Here is an 11,561-nt window from a genome sequence, read left to right on the forward strand (position 1 = left end):
CCGCCGAGAGCGTGCCGGCGATCATCATCGTCGACCGCACGCCGAGCAGCGACATCACGTACGGCGAGACCACGCTGTACGAGACCGGGTGCATCCCGCCGTACCAGGCGAGGTTGTACGCGGAGTCCGGGTGCCGTCCCACGAACTCCGCCCACGCGTCCTGCGCGGCGAGGTCGCCGCCGCTGTTCGCGAAGAAGAAGAACCACAGCACGTGGGTGAGGGCGGCGAGCCCGGTGGCCACCAGGACCGGGTAGCGGCGCTTACGCCGTCGGGCGGGCACGGGCGCCTCCGAGGCCGTCCGCTGCGCGGGAAGAAGGATTCGCGGAGGGGAAGAGAACTCCGGCCCGGTCTGGGCGCGTGTCGGCTCGGCGGTGGTCACTGCGGCCCTTTCCCGTGCTTCCTGTCTCTTCGTCCTCGCGTGCTTCTCGTCCCCAGGAAAAGCTAACAGCAGGGCGCCCCGGAGGTCCGGGGCGCCCATCCGACCGGGTGGCTCCCCGGTCGTCCGCCGTATGCCGTACGGCCCTGCCCGCGCTCAGCCGAGCCGCGTCAGCTTCTTGTCGAAGCCCGGCTCCACCAGGTCCCTCTGCAGGGCCACCGGCGCGCTCACCTTGCCCGCGCCCTCGCCGATGGAGACCTGGCCGACGACGTCGCCCGCCTTGGCGGAGTGCGGGACGGCCTTGCCGCCGTCGGTCAGCTCCAGCTTCACCCGGAGGCCGGGCCAGCCGACCGCCTTGAGCTCCTTGGTCGCCACCACCGGGGTCCGGCCGCCGAGGCCGTCGTCCACGTGGCCGAGGACCTGGCCCTCACGGACGACGGGGGCGGAGGTGACGTCGGCCTGGGCCTTCTGGATGAGCTTGAGGCTGTTGTCGATGGCGAGCTGCAGCTTGTCGTGGAGCAGCCGCGCGTCCTTCGCGCCCATGACGATGCCGAGGATGCGGCGGTCCTTGCCGTCCACGACGGTGTTCGCGGACCAGAGCAGGTTGCCGCCGGCGGGGGTGGAGGAGCCGGTCTTGATGCCGCTCACCCCCGGCTCCAGCAGGATGTTGTTGTTGTTCTCGATGCGGCCGGGGATGCCCTCGACGGTCAGGTTCGGCATGTTCACGATCTCCCGGAACACGTCGTACTGCATGACCGCCCTCGCCAGCTTCAGCTGGTCCAGCGGGGTCGACACGGTGCTGTCGGAGAGGCCGGACGGGTCCGTGTACGTCGACTGGGTCATGCCCAGGTCCTTGGCGGCCGCGTTCATCTTGCGGACGAACGCCTCCTCGGAACCGGCGTCCCAGCGGGCCAGCAGCCGGGCCACGTTGTTGCCCGAGGGGATCATCAGGAGCTGGAGGAGTTCCTTCTCCGAGTAGGTCTGGCCCTCCGCGATCTGGGCCGTCGACTCGTCCTTCGCCTTGGCCTGCTCGCCGGCCTTCTTGTCGACGGAGATCTCGGGGCCCTGCTGCTTCCCCTTGATCGGGTGGTCGCGGAGGATCACGTACGCGGTCATCGTCTTGGCGACGCTGGCGATGGGGGCCGGCTTCTGCGGTCCGTACGTCCCCATGGAACCGACGCCCTCGACCTCGACCGCGCCCTGCCCCTCGTGGGGCCACGGCATCCGCAGTTCGCCGCCCTGGAAGGTGAAGGTCGGCGCGGCCGTGAGGGTCAGCGCGGGCGCGGGCAGCGGGCGGACCATCTGCGCGATCGCAAAGACGATCAGGAGCAGAAGGACCAGCGGCGTCCAGATCCGCAGCCGGCGCATGGTCGTCCGCAGGACGGTCGGCGGCGGGGGCGGGGTGTTCGTCAGCTCGGCCAGCAGGTCGAGCGGGGGCAGCGGCGGCATCGGCTGCTGCCGGGTCCGCTCCGGCTCGCTGAGCGACGCCGGACCCGCGGGAGCGGCGGCGGATGCGGCGGCAGCGCCGGGGGCCTGGGCGCCGGCCGGGGGCGTGGCCTCCGGCCCGGCGGCGGGCGCGGTGCCCTTCGCCTTCTGGGAGGCCCAGGACGGCGTGGAGGCGGCCCTGGACGCGGCCGGGGCCGTGGGGCCGGCGGAGGCCGCCGGGGACTTCGGGGCCTCCTGCGGCTTCCGCTCGGCCGGGATGTCCGGGCGCAGGGGTACGAAGGTGCTCGTGCGCTCGCTGTCGGAGTCGGGGCCCGCGTCCGGGGCGTCGCCGCCGGACGCGCCGCCCTTGGGGCCGCGCAGGTCCTGCGGGAGCTTCAGGGCGGTCGTCGGCTGGTCCACGGCGGGAGCGGGCGCCACCGGCGGGCGGACCGCGCGGAACATCGTCGTCGGCTGGTCGACCGGCTCCTCCGCCGGGGCCCCGGCGCTCCCGGCCCGGCGGGAGGCCGGAGAACCGGCCGCGTCGCCGGAGTCACCCGCGTCCTCGGAGTCCACGGGGCCGGCGGAGTCGGCGGCACCGGCGGACTCCTCCCGGGCCTTCACCGGCTCGCCGGAGGCCGGCGTCCCGGAGGACGGTGCCTCGTCGGCCTTGCCCGCCGTCTCCGGCTTCCCGTCCTCCGGGGCCGCCGCCCCGGCGTCGCCGGACCGCTCGTCGGCCGCCGTCCCCTCGGCGGGCGCCGCGGCGGACGGACCGGCGGGCCTCTCCGCGCCCTCGTCCTCCGCCGTCGCGACCCAGGCCGCCACCGCCGCCTTCAGGCGCTCACTGCCCGCCTCACCGGTCTCCGCGCGCTCCTCCGCCTCCGCGGTGGGCTCCGGGGCCGGCTCCGGGCCGGCGTCGTCCTCGGGCGTGCGCGGCGTCAGGCTCTTGAACACGGCTGTCGGCTGGTCGACCTGGACCGGGGCGGAACGCCGCGGAACCCCGCTGCCCGGGTCCGTCGTCTCCTGCGACGAACCCTGCTGCTCCGCTCTGTCGGGGGACTCGCCCGCCACCGTGCCTCCTCCATGCGTCATACGTACGTCCGAACCGTCTACCAGTGTCCTGTGTGAACCCCTTGGCTCCCGTGCTAGACGAGAACGACATACCTACTGGTTCCCGGACGAACCACCCGGGCACTCTCGACAGATGAATGTGAGAGGGGTCACCCTGTCATTCATCCACGCGGGGAGGCATGGATGGGCAGGAGCCGCAGAACACTTCCGGAGGAGCTTCTGCTGCTCGCTCTGGACCCGACCACGGGTACCACAGCGCAGCCGCAGTCGCTCGACCTCGGCCTGGCCGGAGCACAGCTAGTGGAGCTGGCTCTGGCAGGACGGATAGCCCCTGACGGGGATCGTATCGCCGTGGTGATGCCACGGCCGACCGGAGATCCGACCCTGGACTCCGCACTGGAACTGCTGCGCAGGCGCGGCAGTCCGGTACGGGCCGTCCACTGGATCGGCGGGCCCCGACTGGGGCTTCGCCAGACGTATCTCTCGCATCTGGAGCGATGCGGCATGGTGCATGCCGTGGAGGGCCAGATGTGCGGGGTGCTGCCGACGACTCGCTACCAGGCGACGGACACGGCGATCAGCCGGGAGATCAAGGCCCGGCTGGACAGTGCGATCCGCACCGGCGTACCGCCGGACCCGCGGACCGCGGCGCTCGCCGCACTGGCCCACGCGGTCGGTCTCGGCAAGCACCTGTACCCCGGCAACGAAGGACGGTCGTCGCGGTCCCGGCTGCGCGACCTGATCCGGCACGACCCGATGGGCGGTCTCGTGGCGCACGCCGTGATGGACGTCCAGAACGGGGTGGCGGCCCAGCCACGCCGCGGCGCCTCGGGCGTTCCCGCCCAGCCGCGCGGCAGCATGGCCCGCGCCGCCGCACACTGACGTACGGCACGCACCGCCGGCACGCCGAGCACCATGGCACCACCCGCACCACGGCACGCCGAACACCACCGCACCACCCGCACCACTCACCGTACGGACACCACCCCCGTACGAGCAGCACCCCTGGCACCATGCGGCCCGGGCGGGACGCCTCACGCGTCACCGTCCGGGCCGCACAGCTGTGCGGGGCGGCCCGACGGCCGCCCCGCACACGTGCGTTGTGCCCGTTTCCCAGCGCACACCGCTCCTTTGGTGGCAGTCTGCCAAGCGGTAGACACTCACAGCTACCCAGCAGACAGCCGGAGGTGCAGTTTCCGTGGCGTCCAACGTCAACCCCACCGTCAGGCGACGCCGATTGGGACAGGAGCTGCGCAAGCTCCGGGAGGCGAAAGGCATGACGGCCGAGCAGGTCGCCGAGCGCCTCCTCGTCTCCCAGTCCAAGATCAGCCGCTTGGAGAACGGCCGCCGTTCCATCAGCCAGCGTGACGTCCGTGACCTGTGCGGCGTGTACGAGGTCGAGGACGAGCACATGGTCAACTCGCTGATGCAGATGGCCAAGGACTCCCGCCAGCAGGGCTGGTGGCACGCCTTCGGCGACATCCCGTACAGCGTCTACATCGGCCTGGAGACGGACGCCGAGAGCCTGCGCGTCTACGAACCGCAAGTCATCCCCGGCCTGCTGCAGACCCACGCGTACGCGGAGGCCGTGATCTCCGGCGCGCTGCCGGAGTCCACGCCGGCGGAGATCGAGAAGCGCGTCACCGTCCGCACCCGGCGCCAGGAGCGGATCCGGGACGAGGAGCGTCCGCTGCGGCTGTGGGCGGTCATCGACGAGGGCGCCCTGCGCCGGGTCGTCGGCGGCAAGCAGCTGATGGTCGAGCAGCTGGAGCACCTGATCGAGCAGTCGCTCCTGCCGCACGTGACGGTGCAGGTGCTGCCCTTCGAGATGGGCGCGCACCCGGGGATCAGCGGTCAGTACTCGATCCTGGAATTCCCCGACGCCTCCGATTCGAGCGTCGTCTACATCGAGGGCGTGACGAGCGACCTCTATCTGGAGAAGGCTCCGGATGTGGCCAAATACTCCCTGATGTACGAGCACCTGCGGGCGCAGGCGCTGAATGTGGAACAGACCCGGGAGTTCATCGCGAAGCAGGCCAAGGTGTACGCCCAGGGGTGACCGGAACGCGGTCGCCGGGGTGGGGGCCGGTACGGTACACCGCCCACCGCTCTGCGCGGAACCCCCGGCTGGAATATGCCACCCGGTCGTGTGAACGCCGGTCCCGCGGCCCGGGGCCGGCGAGTAGCGTCGATCACGCCATCGAGACCACGGTGGCACGACCTACGGGCAGAACCGGAGTTGAGCAGTATGGCGATTATTCAGGGCGCTACGGACACCTGGACGAAGTCCTCGTATTCCGGCGGGAACGGAGCCTGCGTCGAAGTGCGGTCCCCCGTCGTCGCCGCCGTCGCGGTGCGGGACTCCAAGGCTCCCGAAGGCCCGTCCCTCTCTTTCGGACCGGGCTCGTGGAACGTTTTCGTCGGCCAGGTGAGCAACGGGACCCTCTGATTCCCTACGCGCCTCCCGAGGAGCCCTCTCGTCCGGTCCGCCGTCCTGGCCGAGGGGGCTCACGCATGTCCGCCGCCTGACCCACCGCCCGGCCCGAGCCCCCGTCCAGGGGGCTTTCGCGTGTCCGCGTCACACCCCTCCAAGGTTCACACACATGAACCTGAGTCAGCAAAGCGAACGATTTTACTTTCCCTTGACCCGCCACCGCGTTGTCTACGCACCCCAACTCCCCACACGATGAACGGCGTTCACAAGGCGGATTATCAAGGCGGACCAGAACCCCTGGAGGGGGCTCCATGAACAGTCTCGACTGGGCCGTGCTCATCGGCTACTTCGGCGTGATGGTCGCGATCGGCGTGTGGTCCCACAAGCGGGTGGACGACGTCTCCGACTTCTTCACCGCCGGCGGGCGCATGCCCTGGTGGCTCTCCGGCATCTCCCACCACATGTCGGGCTACAGCGCCGTGATGTTCACCGGTTACGCGGGCATCGCCTACACCTACGGCGTCACCTCCTACGTCACCTGGTCCTTCCCCATCGCCATCGGCATCGCCGTCGGCGCCCACCTCTTCGCGCCCCGGCTCAACCGGCTCCGCTCACGTCTGCACGTGGCCTCGCCGCTCGAATACCTCAAGAACCGCTACAACCTGCCCACCCAGCAGGCCCTCGCCTGGTCCGGCGTCCTGCTGAAGATCGTGGACGTCGGCGCCAAATGGGCCGCGATCGCCACCCTGCTCTCCGTCTTCACGGGGATCTCCCTCAACCAGGGCATCCTCATCACCGGTGTCGTCACCGGCATCTACTGCACGGTCGGCGGCCTGTGGGCCGACGCGCTCACCGAACTCGGCCAGTTCGTCATCCAGTTCTTCGCCGGGATCGCGATGCTCGTCGCCGTCCTCGCGAAGCTCGGCGGGTTCAGCGCCCTGTGGACCGTGTGGGACCGCCCCGAACTCCAGGGGCACACCGCGCCCACCGCCGGCCCGTACACGCTGACGTTCCTCCTCGCCTACCTCTTCATCAAGACCTTCGAGTACAGCGGCGGCATGTGGAACCAGGCCCAGCGCTACATGGCCACCCCCTCGGCCCGCGAGGCGACCCGCTCCGGCCGTCTCTCCGCCGTCCTCTGGTTCGTCTGGCCGCTCGTCCTCTTCTTCCCGATGTGGGTGGCGCCGCTGCTCGTGACCCCGGAGAAGGCGGACGCCTCCGACTCCTACGCCCTGATGACCGAACAGCTCCTCCCCCACGGTCTGCTCGGGCTGGTCATCGTCGGCTTCTTCTCGCACACCATGGCGATGTGCTCCTCCGACGCCAACGCGATCGCCGCCGTCTTCACCCGGGACATCGCGCCCGTCCTCAGCAAGGCGGCCCGGACCTGGTCGCAGCGGGCCGGACTGCTCGCCGCCCGCTGGTCCACGATCGCCTTCCTCGCCCTGTCGATGGCCGTGGCCACCCAGGTCAACTCCCCCACCTTCAAGGACATCATCACCGTCGTCATCAAGTGGGTGGCCGGACTCATGGGGCCGATCGCCATCCCCTTCATGCTCGGTCTGCTGCGCGCCTTCCGGAAGTCCGGACCGACGGCAGCGCTCGTCTCCTGGGCGGCCGGCCTCTTCGCCTTCTGGCTCACCAACTACGGCCTGGACGGCATCGAGCTCCAGATCCAGATCGTCTCGCCGCTCGCCACCTCGCTCGTCCTCTACGTCCTCATCGGACACCTCAAGCCGGAGGACACCCCCGAGCGCGACGCCGTCCTGGACCGGCTGCACTCCGACGACGGCAGCCCGGCGGGCGGCGGACCGGCCGGCGGAAGCGGCGGTACGGCCGCCGTACCCCCGCAGGGCCCGGCCCCCGGCGGGGACCGGACCGGTCAGGCCCTCGGGTAGCGGGCCAGCCAGCCCGGGGAGGAGGCCCCGGGGCCGTGCAGCGCGGCCCCCTGGGTCATCTCCATCGCGAAGTCGTCCGCCAGCTCCAGCACCGTCGCACGGCCCTCCAGCTCGGCCAGCCAGGCCGGCGGGAGGGCCGTCTCGCCGTGCAGGGCCCCGAGCAGCGCGCCCGTGAGCGCCCCGGTCACCGCCGAGGGCCCGTCGTGGTTCACCGCGAGGCGCAGCCCGTGCCGTACGTCCTCACCGACCAGGGCGCAGTAGACGGCCGCCGCCAACTGCCCCTCGGCCCGGTCCTCGCCCGCCCCGAGCGCGGCCACCCGCTCCGGGTCCGGCGCCCCTTCCCGTACGGCTCCGAGGGCGCGGTCCAGGGCCGCGAGGACCGGCTCGTGCCCCGGGCGCGCGAGGAGCTGGCGCCGGGCGACGTCGACGGCGGCCTCGACCGGCCCGCCGCGCGCGATGCCGTGGACGGTGACGGCGAAGGCGCCCGCCGCGAGCATGGCCCCGGGGGCGCCGTGGGTCTGGGCGGCGCACTCCACGGCGAGCTGGCAGACGAGCTGGGGTTCCCAGCCGACCAGGAGGCCGAAGGGGGCGGAGCGGGGCAGGGCCCCGGAGTCGGCGGCCTCGGGGTTCTTCGGCCTGTCCAGGGTGCCGAGGTGCTCGTCGCCGAGGCCGGTGAGGCAGGCCCGGGGCGGGTTCCGGCGGGCGTACAGCCACTCCTCGCGGGCCAGCCAGCCGAGGTCGGGGCGCCGCTCGTCCGGGCCCCAGTCGTGCTGGGTGGCGATCCAGCGGCGGTGCGCGCGGTGGATGTCGGTGGGCGGGTGCCAGACGCCGAGGTCGCGGCGGACCTGGGCGCGGATCAGGCCGTCGACGGTGAACAGGGCCATCTGCGTGGCGGCGGTGACGGCCCCCCTGCGGCCGAAGGCGGGGACCGGTTCGGTGAGCCCGTCCTCGCCGTGGGCCTCCCGGATCGCGGCCAGGGCGAGGCCGTGCGCCCCGGCGCCGAGGGCGTCACCGACGGCGGCCCCGAGCAGGGAGCCCCGGACCCGGGACCGGAAGTCCTGCTGTTCGGCGCGGCCCCAGACGACGGGGGCGGACCCGGCCGTGGCGGTCGCGGCCGTCCCCGTCGCGGCTGTCCCGGTTGCGGCGGTCGTCGCCACGACGTGCCCTCCCCCCGTCCACCGGCCTGCCCGTCCACCGGTCTGCTCAGCACTGTAATCGACCGGGTACGCCCGTTCGGGGGCCACAACGTTATGTGATCCGACGCCCCTCAGGCCGCTTTTGACCGCACTGTGCCCCGTTCCGCCTCAGTCCTCCTGGAGGACCGGCAACAGCTCCGGAAGGTGCCCGTCGGAGGCGCGGGCCGCGCGCTGCCGTTCCTCCGGGACCTCGCCGTACAGGGTCGTGCGGGGCTTCGCCGGGCGGCCGGCCGCCTCCGCGATGGCCTCCAGGTCACGGATCGAGCGGTAGGAGCCGTAACCGGAACCGGCCATGCGGGAGATGGTCTCCTCCATGAGTGTGCCGCCGAGGTCGTTCGCGCCGGAGCGGAGCATCTCGGCGGCGCCCTCCGCGCCCAGTTTCACCCAGCTGGTCTGGATGTTGGGGATGTACGGGTGGAGCAGGAGGCGCGCCATCGCCGTGACCGCCCGGTTGTCGCGGACGGTCGGGCCCGGGCGGGCGATGCCCGCCAGGTAGACCGGGGCGTTGGTGTGGATGAAGGGCAGCGTCACGAACTCGGTGAAGCCGCCCGTCTCCCGCTGGATGCGGGCCAGGGTGCGGAAGTGGCCGAGCCAGTGGCGGGGCTGGTCGACGTGCCCGTACATCATCGTCGAGCTCGACCGGATGCCCAGCTCGTGCGCGGTGGTGACGACCTCGATCCAGGTGGCGGTGGGCAGCTTGCCCTTGGTGAGGACCCAGCGCACCTCGTCGTCGAGGATCTCCGCGGCCGTCCCGGGGATCGAGTCGAGTCCGGCCTCCCTCGCGGCGGTCAGCCACTCGCGGATCGAGAGCCCGGTGCGGGTGGCGCCGTTGACGACCTCCATCGGGGAGAAGGCGTGCACGTGCATGCCGGGCACGCGCCGCTTCACGGCCCGCGCGATGTCGAAGTAGGCGGTGCCGGGCAGGTCCGGATGGATGCCGCCCTGCATGCACACCTCCACCGCGCCGACCTCCCAGGCCTGCTGGGCGCGGTCCGCGACCTGGTCGAGGGAGAGGGTGTACGCGTCGGCGTCGGTCCGCCGCTGGGCGAAGGCGCAGAAACGGCAGCCGGTGTAGCAGACGTTGGTGAAGTTGATGTTCCGGGTGACGACGTACGTCACCTCGTCGCCGCACACCGCCCGGCGGACGTCGTCGGCGATCCGGGTCAGCGCGTCGAGCGCGGGCCCGTCGGCGTGGAGCAGTGCCAGCGCCTGCGGGTCGGTGAGCCGCGTCGGGTCGTCGGCGGCGACGGCGAGGGCCTCGCGGACGTCGGTGTCGATGCGCTCGGGCGCCATCCCCGGGGCGGCGGCCTCACGGAGCGCCTCCCAGTCCCCGTACACCTCGTCGAAGTCCTCGCGCCGGTCGTGGGTGCGGCCCGTGGTGTCGATGGTGGTGTGCAGATCGGTCCTGCCGGTGCCGGTGAAGGCCTCGTCGGGTTCCTGCCAGGGCAGGCCGCGCACCTCCGCGTCGGGATTGGCGAGGCCCGTCTCGGGGTCGGCGAGGGCGCGGACGTGCGGGAGGAGCCGGGGGTCGAGCCAGGGTTCTCCCCGGGTCACGAACTCGGGGTAGACGCAGAGCCGTTCGCGCAGCTCGAAACCGGCGGCGGCGGACCGGGCGGCCAGCTCCTCGATCTCCGGCCACGGCCGCTCGGGGTTGACGTGGTCGATGGTGAGCGGCGAGACGCCGCCCCAGTCGTCGATGCCGGCCGCGATCAGCCGCTCGTACTCGGCGTCGACCAGGTTGGGCGGGGCCTGGATGCAGGCCGACGGGCCCATGATGAGCCGGGCGACGGCGACCGTGGCGACCAGGTCGTCGAGTGCGGCGTCGGGCATCGCGCGCATGGCCGTGTCCGGCTTGGCGCGGAAGTTCTGGATGATCAGCTCCTGGAGGGAGTGGTAGGAGCGGGCGACGCGGCGGAGCGCGAAGAGGGACTCGGCCCGCTCCTCCAGGGTCTCCCCGATCCCGAGGAGCAGCCCCGAGGTGAAGGGGACCGAGGAGCGTCCCGCGTCCTCCAGGACCCGCAGACGGACGGCCGGGTCCTTGTCGGGGGACCCGTAGTGGGGGCCGCCGGGCTCGGACCAGAGGCGGGTGGCGGTCGTCTCCAGCATCATCCCCATGGAGGGGGCGACGGGCTTGAGGCGCTGGAAGTCGGTCCAGGACAGCACGCCGGGGTTCAGGTGCGGCAGCAGCCCCGTCTCCTCCAGGATGCGGATCGCCATGGCCCGCACGTACGCGAGGGTGTCGTCGTAGCCGTGCGCGTCGAGCCACTCGCGGGCCTCGGGCCAGCGGTCCTCCGGCTTGTCGCCGAGGGTGATGAGCGCTTCCTTGCAGCCGAGCGCGGCGCCGCGCCGGGCGATGTCGAGGACCTCGTCCGGCGACATGAACATCCCGTGCCCCGCGGCCCGGAGCTTGCCGGGCACGGTGACGAAGGTGCAGTAGTGGCACCGGTCCCGGCAGAGCCGCGTGAGCGGTATGAAGACGCTCTTCGAGTACGTGACGACCCCGGGCCGCCCGGCCGCCGCCAGGCCCGCGTCGCGCACCCGCCCGGCGGAGGCGACGAGTTCGTCCAGATCCTCCCCGCGCGCCCGCAGCAGCACGGCCGCCTCGGCGACGTCGAGCGCCACTCCGTCCCTGGCCCGCCTGAGGGCGCGGCGCATGGCGTTCCGGGTGGGGGCTGCTGCCTGCTGATCCGTCATGCCCCGAGCATACGAGCGCCCCACCCGCCCCCGGCCCGCCTCCCACCAGGTTGGCCGGACGGCGCCGGGGGGTCCGGTCGGGGCGGACTCAGAGGTGGGCGGCGTACGCGTCCAGGGCGCGCAGGACCTCGGCCTCGCCGGCCGGGGGCAGTTGGAGGACGACCTCCTCGCAGCCCAGCTCCTCGTAGTGGGCCAGCTTGCCGGGGTTCGGGTGGACGGCGTACGGGACGACGTGGAGGGCCTTCGGGTCGCGGCCCGCGCGTTCCCAGGCGGTGCGGAGGGCCGGGAGGGCGGTGGTGAGACCGCGGCCGCCGATCGGCAGCCAGCCGTCCGCCGCCGCGGCGATCCGCTCGAACAGCCTCGGGCCCGCCGCCCCGCCCACGAGGGTGCGCGGGGCGCCGCCGGCCGGCTTGGGCCAGGCTTCCGAGGCGCGCACGGAGTAGCCGTACCGGCCCTCGTACGCGGTCGGT

The 11,561-nt window shown here is 72.6% G+C and carries 8 protein-coding genes and 1 pseudogene; 4 read left to right on the plus strand and 5 right to left on the minus strand.

Annotated elements, in window-relative coordinates:
- Positions 1–379: pseudogene (locus RIF68_RS13075) on the minus strand (MFS transporter); the annotation flags it as partial.
- Positions 380–532: 153 nt separating this feature from the next.
- The gene (locus RIF68_RS13080; protein WP_309051383.1) at positions 533–2,869 is read right to left on the minus strand and encodes a D-alanyl-D-alanine carboxypeptidase; all 2,337 of its coding nucleotides are present in this window, start codon (positions 2,867–2,869) and stop codon (positions 533–535) included.
- A gap of 183 nt (positions 2,870–3,052) precedes the next feature.
- On the opposite strand from RIF68_RS13080, the gene RIF68_RS13085 reads away from it, so the two are divergent.
- From RIF68_RS13085 to RIF68_RS13100, 4 genes are all read left to right on the plus strand, one after another.
- Positions 3,053–3,751 carry a GPP34 family phosphoprotein gene (locus RIF68_RS13085; RefSeq protein WP_309051384.1) on the plus strand — a complete coding sequence of 233 codons (699 nt, stop codon included), beginning with the start codon at positions 3,053–3,055 and terminating at the stop codon, positions 3,749–3,751.
- Positions 3,752–4,067: 316 nt separating this feature from the next.
- Entirely contained in the window at positions 4,068–4,928 is an 861-nt protein-coding gene (locus tag RIF68_RS13090) for a helix-turn-helix transcriptional regulator (RefSeq protein WP_309051385.1), read from the plus strand.
- A gap of 189 nt (positions 4,929–5,117) precedes the next feature.
- Complete coding sequence (locus RIF68_RS13095; protein WP_309051386.1) at positions 5,118–5,318, plus strand: DUF397 domain-containing protein; 201 nt, start codon at positions 5,118–5,120, stop codon at positions 5,316–5,318.
- A 296-nt stretch (positions 5,319–5,614) separates the two neighbouring features.
- The gene (locus RIF68_RS13100; RefSeq protein WP_309051387.1) at positions 5,615–7,201 is read left to right on the plus strand and encodes a sodium:solute symporter family protein; all 1,587 of its coding nucleotides are present in this window, start codon (positions 5,615–5,617) and stop codon (positions 7,199–7,201) included.
- Here the strand turns inward: RIF68_RS13100 and RIF68_RS13105 are convergent.
- The 3 genes from RIF68_RS13105 to RIF68_RS13115 form a co-directional block, all read right to left on the minus strand.
- A complete protein-coding gene (locus RIF68_RS13105) occupies positions 7,186–8,358 on the minus strand; it encodes an ADP-ribosylglycohydrolase family protein (RefSeq protein ID WP_375165045.1) in 1,173 nt (390 codons plus the stop codon). The two genes, RIF68_RS13100 and RIF68_RS13105, sit on opposite strands and share 16 nt — an antisense overlap.
- 147 nt (positions 8,359–8,505) lie before the next feature.
- Positions 8,506–11,091 (minus strand): bifunctional FO biosynthesis protein CofGH, encoded by a 2,586-nt coding sequence (locus tag RIF68_RS13110; protein WP_309051388.1) that lies wholly within the window; start codon positions 11,089–11,091, stop codon positions 8,506–8,508.
- An 88-nt stretch (positions 11,092–11,179) separates the two neighbouring features.
- The coding region (locus RIF68_RS13115; RefSeq protein ID WP_309051389.1) for an LLM class flavin-dependent oxidoreductase at positions 11,180–11,561 on the minus strand (382 nt) is incomplete at its 5' end.

Origin of the sequence: Streptomyces sp. (assembly GCF_031178505.1) — a bacterium.
Taxonomy (GTDB): Bacteria; Actinomycetota; Actinomycetes; order Streptomycetales; family Streptomycetaceae; genus Streptomyces; species Streptomyces gulbargensis.

Bases quoted from the DNA above. Each gene is read 5' to 3' on its own strand.
- RIF68_RS13095 (WP_309051386.1), top strand. From the start codon at position 5,118: ATGGCGATTATTCAGGGCGCTACGGACACCTGGACGAAGTCCTCGTAT.
- RIF68_RS13085 (WP_309051384.1), top strand. From the start codon at position 3,053: ATGGGCAGGAGCCGCAGAACACTTCCGGAGGAGCTTCTGCTGCTCGCT.
- RIF68_RS13110 (WP_309051388.1), bottom strand. From the start codon at position 11,091: ATGACGGATCAGCAGGCAGCAGCCCCCACCCGGAACGCCATGCGCCGC.
- RIF68_RS13100 (WP_309051387.1), top strand. From the start codon at position 5,615: ATGAACAGTCTCGACTGGGCCGTGCTCATCGGCTACTTCGGCGTGATG.